The following is a 16326-nucleotide window of genomic DNA, read 5'->3' as shown; positions in this document are numbered from 1 at the left end:
GGGTGCGCATTGCCGGGCTGAACCGGCCGCCGCCCACCTTGCGCCCATCCGGTTTAAATGTTCTCCAGATCCAGCCCCCGCGTCTTCGGCCCGTAAATCCCGACCGACAGCATCACCATCAGCATACTCAGCACGATAAACACGATCACGCCCTGACTGCCGGCATACTGCAGAATCAGGCCAATCAGAATACTGCTGAAAGCGGTCGACAGCCGGCTGAACGAATAGCAGAAGCCAACGGCGCGCGCACGAATGTGCGTCGGGAAGATCTCGGTCTGATAGGCGTGATAGCTGAAGGTCAGCCAGGCGTTGCTGTAGGTGATCAGGAAACCGCACACCACCATCAGCAGAGGATTGCTGGTCAGCGCGAACAGCGTGCCGAACACCACCGTCATCAGCGATGAAAAAACGATCTGCCATTTGTTTTCCAGCCGGTCGGCGTAGCGGCTGCAGATCAGCGAGCCGAGCGGATAGGCCAGCGTGATGAAAAAGGCGTACAGCAGGCTGTGGGTGACGGTGGCCCCCTTGCCGGACAGCAGCGCCGGCAGCCAGTTACCGAAGCCGAAGAAGCCAATCGCCTGGAAGAAGTTCATCACCACCAGCATCAGCGTACGCTGGCGATAAGCCGGTGCCCAGATTTCGCTAAAGCGCCCTTTTTTCGGCAGCTGTGCCGCCGCATCACGCTGAGAGAAATCGTCTCCCGGCGCGATGCCGCAGCGTTTTTCCATCTCGCTCAGCACCCGGTGCGCGTCCTGATGCCGCCCCTGCTGCGCCAGCCAGCGCGCCGACTCCGGCAGGTTTTTCCGGATAAACCAGATCACCAGCGAGCACAGCGCACCGGCGATTACGACCCAGCGCCAGCCTTCGAGGCCGAGCAGGGTTTGCGGTACCAGCCACCATGACATCAGCGCCACCGTCGGCACCGACAGGAACTGAACGAAAAAAGAGAAGGCAAACGCGCGGCTGCGCAGATGGGCCGGCACCCACTCCGACAGATAGGTATCGATGGTCACCAGCTCGACGCCCAGACCGATGCCGACCAGGAAGCGGCACAGAATAATCATCTCCGCGCTGTGCTGGAACGCCATCAGCAGTGAGAACGCACCGTACCACGCCAGCGCGCACATAAAAGTCAGGCGACGGCCGAAGCGGTCAGCATAGGGCGTCAGCAGGCTGGCACCGACAAACAGGCCGAGAAAGGTCGCCGAGGCGAACGCCGCCTGATCGGCGATACCAAACACGCCCGCGGTGCCGGTGTGGAACACGCCTGCGGCGACCAGCCCGGCGCTGATGTAGCCGGTTTCAAACAGATCGTACAGCTCGAAGAAGCCGCCGAGCGCCAGCAGCGTAATAAAGCGCCACAGCCCGGCGGAAGAGGGCAGAGCGTCGATGCGCCCGGCCAGCGTCTGGCGTTCGGTCGCGATGCGATCGGTCGCCACCCCTGTCGAATAGGTGGTTGTCATTATGATTGTTACCTCGGTGTTTGCAGGATCCGCCCGGTGGTGGTTTGTCAGAAATCATTAACCGTTAGCAAGCGAAGAAATAGCAGAATAATCAATTCGTCCGGGGTTGCCGAGAGGCGCAGCGGTGACATTTTGGCAACGTGCGTTGCAGTTCACAGAAAGCGGTACGCCGTCCATGGCGCCAGGTCAGGGCAGATGCGGATAAACGCCCGGACCGATGGGCAGGCCCAGCAGATACCACACCAGCAGCAGCGCGATCCACGTCACAAAGAACACCAGCGGATACGGGAAGATCAGCACATAGTAGGTGCCGAGCTGCGCGTCTTTTTGATAGCGCTGCAGGAAACCGAGGAACAGCGGCAGAAACGGCGACATCGGCGCCAGCGGCAGCACGGCGGAATCGGCGATGCGGAAAATCATCTGGGCAAACGCCGGGTGAAAGCCGAGCAGCATAAACATCGGCACAAACACCGGCGCGAGGATCGACCAGATCGCCGAGCCGCTGGCGATAAACATGCACAGAAACGCCGAGAGGAACATCAGGCCGAGAAAGGCCGGCGCACCGCTGATGCCGGCGCTCTCCAGCATATCGGTCAGGCCGATGGCCATAAACTTGCCCATGTTGCTCCAGTTGAAGAACGCCACGAACTGCGACAGCGGAAACACCATGACGATAAAGCCGGCCATGCTCTTCATCGGATCAACCAGCAGTCGGGGGATGTCGTCAGCGCGGCGAATCTGCTGTGTCATCGCGCCATAGGCAATCGCCACCACAAAGAAGAACAGGATGATGATCGGCACGATGCCCTGAATAAACGGCGAAGGGATGATCCCGCCGGTTTTCGGGTTGCGCAGCGGCGCATGCTCCGGCACCACCAGCAGCGCCATCACGCCGATGAACACCAGCGCGGCGAGACCGGCCGCTTTCAGGCCGCGATTCTCCTGCGCCGTCAGCGGTGGCAGGCGATCGTGGTGGCCGCTGTTCCAGACGGGCAGGCGCGGTTCGACAAATTTATCGGTCAGCAGCGCGCCGGCCACGGTTAGCACGATGACCGAGCTGGCCATAAAGAACCAGTTATCGATCACGCTGACGTGGACCGTGTCGCTGACCGCTTTGGCGGCCTCTGTACTGATGCCGGAGAGCAGTACGTCGGTGGTGACGATCAGCAGATTTGCGGTAAAACCCGACGCGACGCCGGCTATCGCCGCCAGCAGGCCCGCCACCGGATGACGCCCGACGGCAAGGAAGATCAGCGCGCCGAGCGGCGGCATCACCACCAGTGCGGCGTCGGAAGAGATATGGCTGAAGAACGCGATAAACAGCACCATATAGCTGGCGTAGCGACGGCTGACGCGCGACGCCATTTTCACCATCAGCGACTGCAGCAGCCCGACTTTTTCCGCCAGCCCGGCCCCGATCACCAGCGCCAGAATGGAGCCCAGTGGGGTGAAGCCGCTGAAGTTTTTGATGATGTTGGGCAGGATCCATTGAATGCCCGCCACGCTGAGCAGGTTATTGACCCGCACCAGTTCGCCATTGGCCGGATTTTTAACGGCCACATCAAGGCTGCTGAGAAGCGCGGTGGCGATCATTAGCACCACGATCAGGTAGACAAACAGTAAGAACGGGTTCGGCACTTTGTTGCCGACCCGCTCAATCCAGCTGAACAGCTTGCCGGGGCTGCGATTTTCGGTCATCACTTCCATCGGTAGATCCTCGTCATGTTGTATTTGCATGCCCGGAAGGGCTGTTATTTTTTATTTTTTTATTTACTGCTTCCGCATGTGTTGCGGAGTGACCTTTCACACCAGCCTGTAGCGGCGCAATTTATTGCGCGTCTTGTTAAACCCGCGCGATAAATCGCGCCGCTACGGGCCAGTGCGCTTCGCTTTATAATGTCGATGGCTGCACGCCGGCCGGAATCGGGCACACGTACGGCTGCTCGTGGCGCACGCGGTCAAACTCTTCACGACAACGCGCCAGCGCGGCATCATCGTGCAACAGCGTCAGCGCGGTGGCGGCCAGCACTTTGGCGGCAAGGCACATCCCTTTGTGGGCAATCGGCGTGCGGCCCTGCGCCACCAGCTGCCAGGTGTGCAGCGGCGTGCCGAAGGCAAAACAGGGGGCAAAACATTGCGCCGTCGGCGTTACCCAGCTCACATCCCCAACGTCGGTTGAGCCGTACAGCAACTCGCGGGTGACCGCATACGGCGCTACCTCATCCATCAGCACTTTATCCCCCAGCGCCTCAGCCCAGGCGATACCCGCTTCGCCGCCGGTGCGCGCCGCATTCAGTCGCGCGTTACGCAGATCGTCTTTGCTCAGCGTGGCGCGGATCTCTGCCGCAAATGCCTGTTCCTGCGCGCTGTAGTGCGGCAGACCAAAATGGTGCAAATTACGTTCCATCACCGCTTCCAGCGCGCGGTTGGGCACATAGTTGGAGCAGGCTTTATCAAAACGTACCGTCATCTGCGTATCGGTCATCAGCGCTGCGCCTTTGGCGATGTTGATCACGCGCTGGTAGATATCCTGGGCCTGGTCGAGCTGCGGCGCGCGAATCAGGTACAGCACTTCGGCATCGGCCTGCACCACGTTGGGCGATACGCCGCCGGTTTGGGTGACCGCATAGTGCAGGCGCGCCTCCTGCACGATGTGCTCGCGCAGGAAATTTGCGCCGGTATTCATCAGCGTCACCGCGTCCAGCGCGCTGCGCCCGAGATGCGGCGAGTTAGCGGCATGCGCCGCCACGCCTTTGAAGTGAAACGCCGCCTGAATATTGGCGAGGGTGCTGAGGTTGAACATGCCGCTGAAGCCTTCCGGGTGCCAGGTCACGGCAGCATCGACATCATCAAACAGCCCCTCGCGCACCATAAAGGTTTTACCCGAGCCGCCCTCCTCGCCAGGGCAGCCGTAAAAGCGCAGCGTGCCGCGTCCGCCCTGTTCTGCCCACCAGGCTTTGATGGCGAAAGCGGCGGCCAGGCCGGCGGTACCGAGCAGGTTGTGGCCGCAGCCGTGACCATTGCCGTTTTCCACCAGCGGCTCAGGCGTGGCGCAGCCCGCCTGCTGGCTCAGGCCGGCCAACGCATCAAACTCGCCGAGGATGGCGATCACCGGCTGGCCGTGGCCGATTGAGGCGATAAACGCGGTGTCGAGACCGCCAACGCCGCGCTCGACCTCAAACCCCTCCTGCGCCAGCGCATCGGCCAGCAGCGCAGACGATTGCGTCTCTTCGAAACGGGTTTCCGGCACGTCCCAGATGGCATCGCTGAGGGCACTGAAACGCGCCTGGTGCTGGTCGATGTAGCGATCGATGAAGTCGTGTGCGCTCATCGGGCACCGCCGAATTGCGTCTGGTTAAGCGCCAGCGTAGCCAGCATCTGCACGGCAGTAGCCATCACCGCTTCATCAAAGTCGAACCGCGCATTGTGGTGGCCCGCCGCCAGCTCGCAGCCGAAGATGACGTAAGACGCCTGGCCGCCGCGCTGCTGTACGCGCTCCATCATGTAGGTAGCATCTTCGGAACCGGCCGCCTGCTGTTTGCTGTCTATCACCGAACTGAACAGACCCAGCGCTTCGGCTTGCTGATGGATAAAACTGACCCACGCCGGGCTCGGCGTGCAGCTGCGTGCACCGCCCATCAGCGTGACCTCGTGCTCAACGCCGTACATCGCCGCGGCACCGGCAATCACGCGCAGCGCCTGCTGATAGATATCGTCGTTGACCTGATTACTCGCGCCGCGCGTTTCCACCTTCATCAGCGCAACATCCGGCACTACGTTGCGTCCGCTGCCGGCCTGTAAGACACCAACGTTAACGCGCGCCACGCCGCCGCTGTGCTGCGGCAGAGTGTGCAGCGCCAGCGTGGCCTGCGCCGCCGCCAGCAGTGCGTTGCGTCCCTCTTCCGGTTTGCCTCCGGCATGCGCGCCGACCCCGGTAAAACGCACGTCCAGTTTGGTCGTGGCGAGAAAGCTGTCGCTGCCGCAGACGATCTCGCCGGGCGGCACGCCGGTGCCGAGGTGAATGGCGGTGAACAGAGCGACATCATCAAGTACGCCCGCGGCCACCATGGCTTTGGCACCGCGTACGCCTTCTTCCGCCGGCTGAAAAATGAGTTTTATGCGACCGCTCAGCTGGTGCTTCATCGCCATCAGCACGCCCGCCAGCGCCAGACCTATGGTGGTGTGACCGTCGTGGCCGCAGGCGTGCATCATGCCGGGATTGCACGAGGCGAAGCCTTCGCGCGTGGGCAGGTGATCGGCGGCGGCGCTTTCCGTCTGGTCGAGCGCGTCCATATCAACACGAAAGCCCATCACCGGACCGGGACGTCCGGTGTCCAGCGTTGCCACCACGCCGCAGAAACCGCCGGAGAAGTGGGGCAGCCATTGTGGCAGCGCGCCCTGCTGCAGCGCCCGCGCTTCCTGCTGCGCCAGCACTTCAGCAGACGGCAGACCCATGCGCGCATCGGCATCAATCACCTCTCGGCCCAGCTGCAGCTGATAACCAAGACGATGCAGCTCTTCCGCCACCAGCGTGGCGGTGCGGAACTCCAGCCAGCCGGATTCAGCATACTGGTGCAGGTCGCGGCGCCATGTCTGCATCTGCGGTATCCGCGCGTTGACGAGGTCGGAAAGGGTGTTCATCGGCTGTTCCTTAGTGTTGGTTTTTTATGCATTCAACCGAATCTACACAATGGTATTAGGGCGCATAAGATGCGAATATCTTGTGACCGATAGACAACGGTTATCACCTGATCATGGCGGCCAATCTCAAACTTCATCAGCTGCGCGCCTTTGTTGACGTGGCGCGCCAGGGCAGTATTCGCGCCGCCAGCCGGCTGTCGGGCCTGTCGCAGCCGGCATTAACCAAAGCGATTCAGGAACTGGAGCTGGCGCTGGGCGCGCGCCTGTTCGAGCGTCGTCAGCAGGGCGTGATGCTGACCGATGTCGGTGAAACCTTTTTTCGTCATGCCTGTCTGGTGCTGGAGGAACTGCGCGTGGCGCAGGAGGATATCCAGCAGCGGCTCGGTCTGGCCGGTGGCAAAGTGAATATTGGGGTGGGCGGCAGCATTGCGCGTACCGTGATGCCGCAGGTGATAACCCAGTTTCATCGTGAATATCCACTGGTGAAAGTGCGTATCGTTGAGGGCCAGCTGGTGTCGATGGTGCATGAACTGCGTCAGGGCGCGCTGGATTTCACCATCAATACCTACGACCGGCATCACTTCGATCAGGAGCTGATTTTCGAGCGGCTGATGCAGCGCGAGTATCAGGTGGTGATGCGTAAAGGGCATCCGATGGCGCATGCGCGCTCGCTGGCCGAGTTGCAACATTGCAACTGGACCATGCCGACGCCGCAGGGCAGTTATTACCGACTGCTGCATGACCTGTTCGGTGAGCGCGGCATGGCACCCAAAATCGCGGTGACCTGCGAGACCTTTATGGCCTGCACCAGCCTGGTGGCGAAGAGTGATTTTGTCAGCATCATTTCGCGCGACGTAATTGAAGACCCTACGCACGGCGGGCAGCTGATCGCGCTGGATCTCGACGATCCGCTGCCGAAAGCCACCTTCTATCTGATTCAGCGTAAAGACACCGCGCTGACGCCGATGAGCGCTTACATGGCGCAGCTGTTCCGCCGCTACTGCCAGCCGTGACGGGCGAAAAACTGCATCGTCTACACTTTAGGTGTACGACACGCGTTAACGCACTCTCAACGGAGGTTACGATGCAGGTGAGTCCTTATTTATTTCTCTATGGCCGCTGTGAAGAAGCCATTGCCTTCTATCTGGAGGCCACCGGCGGCGAAATTCTGCAAAAAATGACGTTTGGTGATATGCCGGAGCAGGGCGAGCAGGTGGGCGATCGGTCGGCGCCGCCGCTGCCGCCGGAAAAGATTATGCATGCGCATCTGCGCATTGGTCAGGGCGAGCTGATGCTGAGTGATGGCAATACCGCCCAGCCACCGGCGTCCGAGCATGCCGGTTATGCGGTGAGCCTGGCCACGCCAGATGAAGCGGAGGGTAAAGCCTGGTTTGATAAGCTCTCTGCGGGCGGCAAAGTGACCACTGAATGGCAGAAAACCTTCTGGTCGAACGGCTTCGGGATGTTTATCGATAAGTTTGGCATCCCATGGCGCATCAACGTGGTGAAGCCACAGGCGTAACCGACTGGCGTGGCCGCGATGGTGAGCGGCCACGCCGGAAGCGGTTTAGAAGTTGTAACCCACCACCAGGTAGTAACCCCAGCCGGTTGATTTCACTTCAAACGGACCGTTGCCGAAGTTTAGCTCCTGGCCATCAGCCCACTGGCCGCCGTTGTGGAAGTAACGCGCCACGGTAGAGACATGCCAGTGATCGTAGTTCAGCGACAGAATGTGGCTGGAGGCAATCGAGTTGCTGGTGCGCGAGCGGTCAGACTTGTCACGCAGATCGGAGCCCCAGTCAAAGTTGGTGAAGCCGATATAGCTCAGCTTGCCGCCCCACAGGTCGGTAATCGGCACAAAGTATTTCACCTTGAAGCGATAACCATCCCAGCTGTTTTCGTTCGCCGCACCGTAGTTTTCCCACTGGTATTTCGCGTACACGTTCAGTGACAGGCCGATATCGCTATGGGTATCGATGTCAGTACCCAGACCCATGTACCAGGTATTCTGACGGCTGTCGCTGTTGCGACCCATGTCGTAGATGTAGTTGTTAGCGAAGTACCACTCTTTGAACGGTCCGAACGCCAGGCTGGTGCCGGTCAGCTTATCAATGGAGAAGCGTGGCTCAATTTCCATGAACATCGGCGAACCGTGGTCAAAAATACCGTTGGCATTGCTATTACCCACGCCAAAGAAGTTGGTCAGGTCAAGGTAGCCGTAGAAATCAAACCAGTCCTTTTTAGTAAAGGCTTCGTATTCGAGATACACATCATTGTTGAACTGGGGTCCGAAGCGGGTGTGATAACTGCCTACCACGTTCACGCTCTGATGCCACCAGTCAGAAAGGTACTGCGGATCGCTTTCCGCCGCCTGTGCGGCGCCGGTCCAGCTACTGGCCAGTAAGGCCCCTGCTATCAACGTTTTAAATTTCATTATTTTTTAACCACTTGCTCGTGATCGCCGCGCAAATGCTGCGATCGGGTGAAATCGATCCCAGGGGATGGGCAGTGTGCTGTTGTCGCCGGTCTGACGCGCCGGATTTTCAGGCCCGCGTAATGTGCCTGTAACAGAGCGATAGAAAATAGATTTTGATCACGTTTGTCAAAAAGTGTTGCATTTGGATTCAGTAAATATGTGAAGTTGATCACATAAAGGCCGTGTAACGAACGGAACCCCGCAACCGTTTACGTTGTCGGGATACGCAGAGAACTGGCAGGAGAAGAAAATAGCCGGCGCGGATTATCGCGCCGGAGAGGAAAGACGTCAGGGAAGGGTTACGCGCACCTGCAGGCCACACACTTCACCCTGCGGGTTAAGGCAATTCGACAGCGCCACCTGCATCTGATGCTTCTGCGCCACGCTGCGCACGATCGACAATCCTAAGCCGCTGCCCTGCGCCTGGACATCCGGCGAGCGGGTAAAGCGATCGAAGGCGCGCTCAATAAACGACTCCGGCATGCCGGGGCCGTTATCGACAATATCCACTACCGTATGATGACCGACGCGATGCAGCAGCACATCCACCAGGCTGCCCTCCGGCGTGTGCAGCATGGCGTTGCCGATCAGGTTATCGAACAGGCTGCGCAGATCTGAGCGGCTGGCGTGCAGACGATAGTGCGCAGTGCCGTTGAAGCCGATATCAATGCCGCGCTTGTCAGCCACCACCATCAGCTGCTCAATGCTCTCCTTCAGCAGGTCATCAAGCTCAATGGTCTCGACGCTGGCGACCACGGACTGATCCTCCTGGCGTGAGATATTCAGCAACTGCGTCACCAGATGGCGCGTGCGCGTGACGCCCGCTTCCAGCTGATCAAACTGGCGGCTGGCTTCGCCCGGCAGGATGTGCTGACGCAGGTTCTCCAGCTGTAACGTGACGGCGGTGACCGGCGTGCGCAGTTCATGCGCGGCATCCTCAAGGAACTGGCGCTGTGACGACCAGGCCGCGCGTAGTTTATCCAGTAGCGAGTTATAGGCATCGACCAGCGGCAGCACTTCGTCCGGCAGACCGTCCGGCGACACGCTGTGCGGATGCAGGGTTTCTTGCGCCGCAATCTGGCGCGACGCTACGCGCAGATCGCGCGTAATGGCCCGTACCACCAGCCAAATCACCAGCAGCGACAGCGGCATCATCAGGATGAGCGGAATGATGGCGGAGAGTACGCGTTTCACCATCAGGCTCTTCATGTAGCCGACGTTGTGCAGCACCTGAATATTGCCGATCTCGCTGCCCAGCTCGCCGGGTCGGGTGTAAACGCGCCACTGGCAGTCATCGCCGCAGTCGCCAACTTTTAAATCTGACCAGCCTTTTTTGCTCTGCAGGGGCGCATGCAGCGCCGGCCAGGAACTGGCGCGCAGGTGATTATTGGTGTCCCAGAGCTGAACGATATAGGTACTTTTGAGCTTCTCCTGCTGCATCACCATCGGCATCAGTGCCGGCATGCGCTGGCTGCTTGACCAGGCATCGGCAATTTTGGCGAGCTGGTCGTCCTTCATGGTGCCCATCATGTCGCCATAGCAGTGGTAGAAATACCAGGTGACACCGCCGATCATCGCCAGATGCAGCAGCACCAGCGTGGCCAGCAGTTTGTTGCGCAGCGAACGCATAAACGTAAAAGATCTCATATTGCCGGCACCCGCCAGCCCAGACCGCGCACGTTGCGAATCACTTCGTTATCGAGTTTGCGCCGCATGCCGTGAATCAGCACGTCCACGGCGTTGCTGGTGACCTCTTCGCCCCAGCCGTAGATGCGGTTTTCTAACTGCTCACGCGACAGGATCGCCCCCGGACGTTCCAGCAGCGCATAGAGCAGGGCGTATTCACGTGCGGTTAGCTGCTCACGCTGGCCTTTGTACAGCACTTCACGCGTCATCATATCGAGCTGCACGTCGCCGTTGCCCAGCAGGGAGTCCGCCGCACCGTGGCGGCGTCGGGTGATGGCTCGCATACGCGCCAGAACCTCTTGCAGATCAAAGGGTTTGAGTAAGTAGTCATCGGCGCCACTGTCCAGGCCCTGGATGCGCTGCTGCACGGTATCACGCGCGGTCAGCACCAGCACCGGCGTCATGTCACCGCGCGTGCGCGCACGGCGCAGCACATTGATGCCATCTTCACGCGGTAAACCGAGATCGAGCAGGACGCAGGTGTAACCGCCTTCCTGCCAGGCGTTGCTGGCAAATACGCCGTCACGCACCCAGTCCACCGACCAGCCGGCGGCCTCCAGCGCCTGCTGCAGGTTGGCGCCGATCATTTCATCATCTTCTACCAGCAGCACACGCATGATGCCCTCCTGAATAACTTGTCGCAGTGTAGCGCCCGATAATTAGCGCAGAATTAACCTGGTGCGCTGTTTCGTCGGGAAAGCCGTTTTTTTGCTTGCTAATTCTGCGCTAATTTTCTGCTAATTAAGGGATAAATTTAACGCGCTACAGTGACGTCACTGGACATTTTACCGACGCCGGAGGAAGTCATGAATCAGCGCGAATTTATCCGTAGTTTGCTGGAGTGGATTGAAAAAAACTTAGGGCACGATCTGCATCTGGATGAAGTAGCACGCCGCTCGGGGTATTCCCGCTGGCATCTGCAACGTCTGTTCCGTCAGCACACCGGTTTTTCCCTGGCAGAATACATTCGCCAGCGCCGGCTGACTGAGTCAGCGCTCACGCTGATCAACAGTGATGAGGCGATTCTGCAGGTAGCGATGAGCTACGGCTTTGATACCCAACAGGCTTACACCCGCACCTTTAAAAATTATTTTCGCGTCACGCCAGGCCAGCTGCGGCGTCAGCGTCGCGTCGAGCCGGATCGCCTGCTGTTTCCGCTAGCGGTGGCGGTGTGACATCCCTCGCCCGATTTTCCGTGGCCGCTGCGTAACGGGAAATCGGGTGCGCATTCGCGTTTTTGCTTTTAAGCTGCGGTTCTCACTCTTTCGAATCAGCCAGAGAACATGGACAACAGCGATAATCTCACCGCCATGATGCTGTTTGCGCGCGTCGTTGAGCGGCAAAGCTTCAGCGAAGCGGCCCGTACGCTGGGGGTATCAAAATCGCACGTCAGCCGCGAAATTGCCCGGCTGGAGGTGCGGCTGGGTATCAAACTGCTGCAGCGCACCACGCGCAAAGTGGCGCTGACCGAGCTGGGTCAGGCTTACTATCCGTTCTGCACCCGCATGCTGGAAGAGATGCATCGCGCCGACGCGTTTGTGCAGCAGGTGCATCAGCAGCCTGCCGGCAACGTGCGGCTGCAGGCGCCGATCACCTTCGGCTGCCAGTGCGTGGTGCCGACGCTGAATACCTTTATCCGCCGTCACATTCACATCAACGTCGATCTCGAACTGACCACCAGCGACGATCCGCAGCCCAGTGCGGACGTGGCGATTGTGATCCGCGCGCGTGCGCCGGAAGTCGCAAACTACCGCGAACTGAGCAGCATTGACTGGGGACTGTATGCGTCGCCAGCGTATCTGGCCGCGCATCCGGCCATCGATCATCCCGAACGTCTGATGCGCCACGATCTGCTGCTGTTTCACGGCCCGGCACACACAGCGGCGTTGCCGTTTCGCCGTGATAAGCAGCGCCTGGCGCTGGATGTGCACAGCCGCTTTCGCGCGAATAACAGCATGGCGCTGCTTAATGCGGCCCTGGCCGGAACCGGCGTGGCGTATCTGCCCGCCTATATGACGCAGGAGGCGCTGGCGCGCGGCGAGATTCAGCAGGTGCTGCCGGAATGGCAGATGGATCGCCTGCACAGTTACCTGCTGCTGAAAGAGCAGCCGCAGCCCTCGTCACCGATCACCTTACTCTGCGACGCGCTGATCACCGCGCTGGGTGCGTCATGATTGTTGTTTTCTGGCAACAATAGCGCGCTGGCTGGCAAATATCCGCTTCTCCCTGTTTTCTGTGTGCTACCGCTGATAGCCTGCTAAAAAAGCCAAAAACAGGGATATCACTATGTCGCACTCTTCTATCGCGTTAGCGCCTGAGCAGCAACACTGGCGGCGCAATTTGTGGGTTTGCGTGCTGGGCTCGTTCAGCACTATCGTCGCCATGACCCTGCTGCTGCCCTTTCTGCCCCTCTATGTGCAGCAATTGGGCGTACAGGAACCGGCAGCAATTGCGCGCTGGTCAGGCGCCGCCTACGGTGCCACCTTTCTTAGCGCGGCGCTGACGGCACCGCTGTGGGGCAAACTGGCGGATCGCTATGGCCGCAAGCTGATGCTGATCCGCGCCAGCCTCGGAATGGCCGTCGCCATGTCGCTGATTGGTATGGCCACCGCGCCGTGGCAGCTGGTGGCGCTGCGCCTGCTGGCCGGCCTGCTCGGCGGCTATGCGTCGGGTTCCACCATTCTGGTGGCGGCGCAAACGCCGAAAGCGCAGACCGGCTGGGCGCTGGGCGTGCTGTCCTCCGGCATCATGGCCGGTAACGTGGTCGGCCCGCTGCTGGGCGGCGTGCTGCCACCGCTGATCGGTATCCGCCACACTTTCTGGCTCACCGGTGCGGTGATTTTTCTCGCGTTTCTCGCCACCACTTTTCTGCTGAAAGAAGCGCCACGTGCGGCGAAGAAAGCCGCAGCCGGGGAGGGGGATGAGCCGGAGGCGTCGATCAACCGGCCAGTGGTACGGCTGATGTGGCTGTCGGGCATGCTGCTGATTTTTGCCAATATGTCGATTGAGCCGATTATCACGCTGTATATCGCGCAGTTTGTGCACGGTGATCACGCGGTGACGGTGACGGCCGGGCTGGTGATGGCGGCCGCCGCGCTGGGCAGCATTCTCTCCGCGCCGCGCCTTGGCCGGCTGGCCGACCGCATCGGACATGCGCGCGTGCTGATTTATGGCCTGCTGGTCTGCGCGCTGCTGCTGATTCCGCAGGCATTTATTAGCGCGGCATGGCAACTGGTGGTGCTGCGTTTCCTGATGGGGATGGCGCTGGGCGGCCTGATGCCCTGCGTGACGGCGTTGATTCGTCATAATGTGCCGCAGCGGCAGGTCGGGAAAATGCTGGGCTATGCGACCTCAGCCCAGTATGTCGGCCAGGTGAGCGGCCCGCTGTTCGGTGGCTTTATCGGCGGCGCGTTTGGTATGCGCCCGGTGTTTCTCGCCACCTGCGTGATTATGGCGCTGTGCGCGCTATTGAATGCGCGGGTGCTGCGTAAACCCTGACCGCCAGATCGACCGTAATGCCGACCGGCATATAAAAAAAGCGGGCATTGCCCGCTTTTTTACTTCAGTGCGAAAAATTACTTCGCATCTGGCAGCGCATAGGCAATCACGTAATCGCCCAGCTTGGTACCAAACGAACCGTGACCACCGGCCGCGATGACAACGTACTGTTTGCCATTCACTTCATAGGTCATCGGCGTAGCCTGGCCACCCGCTGGCAGACGAGCCTGCCACAGCATCTCACCGGTGTTGGTATCGAACGCGCGCAGGTAGTTATCTGCGGTCGCGCCGATGAAGAACACGTTACCGGCGGTGGTGATTGGGCCACCCAGCATTGGCATACCCATTTTGAACGGCAGCGGAACCGGTGCGCTATCGCGAACGGTACCGATACGTTTCTTCCACACGGTTTCGTTGGTCTTCAGGTCGATCGCTGAAACGTAACCCCAGGCCGGCTGTTTACACGGCAGACCAAACGGCGACAGGAACGGGTTCAGCTCGACGCCAAACGGCACACCGTACTGCGGCTGAATGCCGGTTTCAGTACCGGAACCGCCTTCTGCGCCCTGCGGTGGTTCAATCGGGTTGCCCGGACCGCGCGGAATCAGCTTAGACACAAACGGCAGCGCCATTGGGTTAGCGATGGCGATCTGACGATGGGGATCAACCGCGATGCCGCCCCACTCGAACATACCAAGGTTGCCCGGGAACACCAGCGTACCCTGCTCAGACGGCGGCGTGAACGGACCTTCGTAGCGCAGACGCTTGAAGATCACGCGGCACACCAGCTGGTCATACATCGTCGCGCCCCACATGTCCTTGTCCGTCAGGTTCTGCTTCGGACGGAAGGTCAGTTCGGAGTACGGCTGGGTCGGTGCCACGTGGTCACCTTTCGCCGCGCCCTGCGGTACCGGCGTCTCCGGTGCAGGCACGACCGGCTTACCGGTACGACGATCCAGCACAAAGATGTTACCGGTTTTCGCCGGGGCATAAATCACCGGTACGGTGTTGCCATCTTTGTCCGTGATATCGGCCAGCGTCGGCTGTGACGGCAGGTCCATATCCCACAGATCGTGGTGCACGGTCTGATACGACCACACCAGCTTACCGGTGGTGGCGTTCAGCGCCAGAACGCTGCTCGCGTAGCGCTCCTGCTCTGGTGTGCGGTTACCGCCCCAGATATCCGGAGTGGAAACGCCCATTGGCAGGTAAACGGTATCCAGTTTTGGATCGTATACCGCCGGCGCCCACGAGTTCGGCGAGTTCATGGTGAAGGTGTGTTCATCGGCCGGAATCGCGTTAGGATCTTTCGCGCCCGGGTCGAACACCCACAGCAGTTTACCGGTGTTGACGTCGAAGCCACGGATGGCACCAGACGGCTCACGGGTAGAGTAGTTATCGGTGACCGCACCAGCAATGACGATGGTGGTGTCAGTGATAACCGGCGGTGACGTCGGCTCATACTGGCCTGGCGTCTGTACCGGCTGCTTGTGCTGCAGATCCAGCTCACCGTTGTTGCCAAAGGATGGGCAACGGGCACCGGTATCGGCATCCAGCGCGAACAGACGACCGTCGTTCACTGGCAGGTAGATGCGGCGTGAGCACAGCGCAGGCTGGCTGTTGGCGGCATCGGCAGCAGCAGGCACTTCATGGTATGAAACACCGCGGCAGGTCACGTGCTGGAAGGTAGGATTCGGCTTCAGGCCCGGATCGAATTTCCACTTCTGCTTACCGGTCGTCGCATCCAGCGCAAACAGAATCTGGTGCGGCGAGCAAAGGTACAGCGTGTCGCGGATTTTAATCGGCGTCACTTCGTCAGTGATTTCACCCGGATCGTTGGCGGTTTTGAGATCGCCGGTCTGGAACTGCCAGGCAACCTGCAACTCTTTCACGTTGCTGGTGTTGATCTGCTTCAGCGGCGAGAAGCGAGTGCCCTGCTGGTCACGCGCATAGGCTGGCCAGTCAGCATCGTTGATGTTACTCAGCGGCTGGGCCTGCGGGACGTTAGCGGCTTCCGGCAGGTTGCCATTCAGCTCCTGCGGATCGTGGAATACTGCCCACGCCAGCACCAGTACGCTGGCTACCAGCGCAACGGCCATCGCACCCAGCGCACCTTTACCCGCATGATTCAGACCGCGATACACAAACGGCAGAATCAGCCAGATACCGAAGATTACCAGCACGTCGGTACGTGGAGCCAGCGCCCAGAAGTCGAAGCCGACTTCCCATACGCCCCACACCAGCGTTGCCAGCAGCAACAGGGCATACAGCAGCAGTGCGGAACCGCTACGGCGCCACAGCAGAACAGCGGTGATCAGCATAATCACACCGCCAATAACGTAGTACCAGGAACCTCCAATGGCGGCTAACCAAACGCCGCCAATCAGCATAAATGCGCCCGTCAGCAGTGCAAACAGCACCGTCAGGAAGCGAATTACGCCAAAAGATGAGGAAGCTTTCCCCATAATATTGACCTCTTTCTTTGCCATAAAATCAAAGGAAACAACCGATTAGGCTGTATCCCGACATAGAGTACGAAGTGACTTAAGGTGTTCTGTCAGT

The 16326-nt window shown here is 59.9% G+C and carries 13 protein-coding genes; 5 read left to right on the top strand and 8 right to left on the bottom strand.

Features of this window, described 5'->3' with window-relative positions; genetic code table 11:
- Window positions 1–53: 53 nt before the first annotated feature.
- The 4 genes from C1N84_RS16845 to C1N84_RS16830 form a co-directional block, all read right to left on the bottom strand.
- Entirely contained in the window at window positions 54–1463 is a 1410-nt protein-coding gene (locus tag C1N84_RS16845; RefSeq protein WP_021507804.1) for an MFS transporter, read from the bottom strand.
- Window positions 1464–1649: 186 nt separating this feature from the next.
- Window positions 1650–3170 (bottom strand): p-aminobenzoyl-glutamate transporter, encoded by a 1521-nt coding sequence (gene abgT, locus C1N84_RS16840; protein WP_150360480.1) that lies wholly within the window; start codon window positions 3168–3170, stop codon window positions 1650–1652.
- 184 nt (window positions 3171–3354) lie between these two features.
- Window positions 3355–4794, bottom strand: a complete 1440-nt coding sequence (locus tag C1N84_RS16835) for a M20 family metallopeptidase (RefSeq protein ID WP_264441722.1) — start codon at window positions 4792–4794, stop codon at window positions 3355–3357.
- Window positions 4791–6104, bottom strand: coding sequence for an amidohydrolase (locus C1N84_RS16830; RefSeq protein ID WP_264441721.1), 1314 nt, complete (start codon window positions 6102–6104; stop codon window positions 4791–4793). Before C1N84_RS16830 ends, C1N84_RS16835 begins: the two co-directional genes overlap by 4 nt.
- Before the next feature lie 113 nt (window positions 6105–6217).
- On the opposite strand from C1N84_RS16830, the gene C1N84_RS16825 reads away from it, so the two are divergent.
- Both C1N84_RS16825 and yjdN read left to right on the top strand, forming a co-directional pair.
- Window positions 6218–7117, top strand: a complete 900-nt coding sequence (locus C1N84_RS16825; RefSeq protein WP_394541674.1) for a LysR family transcriptional regulator — start codon at window positions 6218–6220, stop codon at window positions 7115–7117.
- 71 nt (window positions 7118–7188) lie between these two features.
- On the top strand, window positions 7189–7626 hold the full coding sequence (gene yjdN, locus C1N84_RS16820; RefSeq protein WP_058774910.1) for a VOC family metalloprotein YjdN: 438 nt from the start codon (window positions 7189–7191) through the stop codon (window positions 7624–7626).
- Window positions 7627–7671: 45 nt separating this feature from the next.
- On the opposite strand, the gene C1N84_RS16815 is transcribed toward yjdN, so the two are convergent.
- From C1N84_RS16815 to C1N84_RS16805, 3 genes are all read right to left on the bottom strand, one after another.
- Window positions 7672–8538: a nucleoside-specific channel-forming protein Tsx gene (locus tag C1N84_RS16815; protein ID WP_021507798.1), complete on the bottom strand. Its 867-nt coding sequence runs from the start codon at window positions 8536–8538 to the stop codon at window positions 7672–7674.
- Between the two features lie 330 nt (window positions 8539–8868).
- Window positions 8869–10227, bottom strand: coding sequence for a sensor histidine kinase (locus C1N84_RS16810; RefSeq protein WP_058759279.1), 1359 nt, complete (start codon window positions 10225–10227; stop codon window positions 8869–8871).
- Window positions 10224–10883, bottom strand: coding sequence for a response regulator (locus tag C1N84_RS16805; protein WP_021507795.1), 660 nt, complete (start codon window positions 10881–10883; stop codon window positions 10224–10226). Before C1N84_RS16805 ends, C1N84_RS16810 begins: the two co-directional genes overlap by 4 nt.
- Window positions 10884–11072: 189 nt before the next feature.
- On the opposite strand from C1N84_RS16805, the gene C1N84_RS16800 reads away from it, so the two are divergent.
- The 3 genes from C1N84_RS16800 to C1N84_RS16790 all read left to right on the top strand — a co-directional run bounded on the left by C1N84_RS16800 (window position 11073) and on the right by C1N84_RS16790 (window position 13764).
- A complete protein-coding gene (locus C1N84_RS16800) occupies window positions 11073–11441 on the top strand; it encodes a helix-turn-helix domain-containing protein (RefSeq protein WP_021507794.1) in 369 nt (122 codons plus the stop codon).
- A 108-nt stretch (window positions 11442–11549) separates the two neighbouring features.
- Window positions 11550–12440 carry a LysR family transcriptional regulator gene (locus tag C1N84_RS16795; protein ID WP_058770045.1) on the top strand — a complete coding sequence of 297 codons (891 nt, stop codon included), beginning with the start codon at window positions 11550–11552 and terminating at the stop codon, window positions 12438–12440.
- 112 nt (window positions 12441–12552) lie between these two features.
- Window positions 12553–13764, top strand: coding sequence for an MFS transporter (locus C1N84_RS16790; protein ID WP_264441720.1), 1212 nt, complete (start codon window positions 12553–12555; stop codon window positions 13762–13764).
- A gap of 77 nt (window positions 13765–13841) precedes the next feature.
- Here C1N84_RS16790 and C1N84_RS16785 read toward each other — a convergent pair whose 3' ends face one another.
- On the bottom strand, window positions 13842–16229 hold the full coding sequence (locus tag C1N84_RS16785) for a glucose/quinate/shikimate family membrane-bound PQQ-dependent dehydrogenase (protein WP_058770114.1): 2388 nt from the start codon (window positions 16227–16229) through the stop codon (window positions 13842–13844).
- Window positions 16230–16326 lie beyond the last annotated feature (97 nt).

Source organism: Pantoea sp. SGAir0418 (genome assembly GCF_043529865.1).
This window is presented reverse-complemented; position numbering and strand designations above follow the sequence as displayed.

Bases quoted from the DNA above. Each gene is read 5' to 3' on its own strand.
- C1N84_RS16845 (WP_021507804.1), bottom strand. From the start codon at position 1,463: ATGACAACCACCTATTCGACAGGGGTGGCGACCGATCGCATCGCGACC.
- abgT (WP_150360480.1), bottom strand. From the start codon at position 3,170: ATGGAAGTGATGACCGAAAATCGCAGCCCCGGCAAGCTGTTCAGCTGG.
- C1N84_RS16835 (WP_264441722.1), bottom strand. From the start codon at position 4,794: ATGAGCGCACACGACTTCATCGATCGCTACATCGACCAGCACCAGGCG.
- C1N84_RS16830 (WP_264441721.1), bottom strand. From the start codon at position 6,104: ATGAACACCCTTTCCGACCTCGTCAACGCGCGGATACCGCAGATGCAG.
- C1N84_RS16825 (WP_394541674.1), top strand. From the start codon at position 6,218: ATGGCGGCCAATCTCAAACTTCATCAGCTGCGCGCCTTTGTTGACGTG.
- yjdN (WP_058774910.1), top strand. From the start codon at position 7,189: ATGCAGGTGAGTCCTTATTTATTTCTCTATGGCCGCTGTGAAGAAGCC.
- C1N84_RS16815 (WP_021507798.1), bottom strand. From the start codon at position 8,538: ATGAAATTTAAAACGTTGATAGCAGGGGCCTTACTGGCCAGTAGCTGG.
- C1N84_RS16810 (WP_058759279.1), bottom strand. From the start codon at position 10,227: ATGAGATCTTTTACGTTTATGCGTTCGCTGCGCAACAAACTGCTGGCC.
- C1N84_RS16805 (WP_021507795.1), bottom strand. From the start codon at position 10,883: ATGCGTGTGCTGCTGGTAGAAGATGATGAAATGATCGGCGCCAACCTG.
- C1N84_RS16800 (WP_021507794.1), top strand. From the start codon at position 11,073: ATGAATCAGCGCGAATTTATCCGTAGTTTGCTGGAGTGGATTGAAAAA.
- C1N84_RS16795 (WP_058770045.1), top strand. From the start codon at position 11,550: ATGGACAACAGCGATAATCTCACCGCCATGATGCTGTTTGCGCGCGTC.
- C1N84_RS16790 (WP_264441720.1), top strand. From the start codon at position 12,553: ATGTCGCACTCTTCTATCGCGTTAGCGCCTGAGCAGCAACACTGGCGG.
- C1N84_RS16785 (WP_058770114.1), bottom strand. From the start codon at position 16,229: ATGGGGAAAGCTTCCTCATCTTTTGGCGTAATTCGCTTCCTGACGGTG.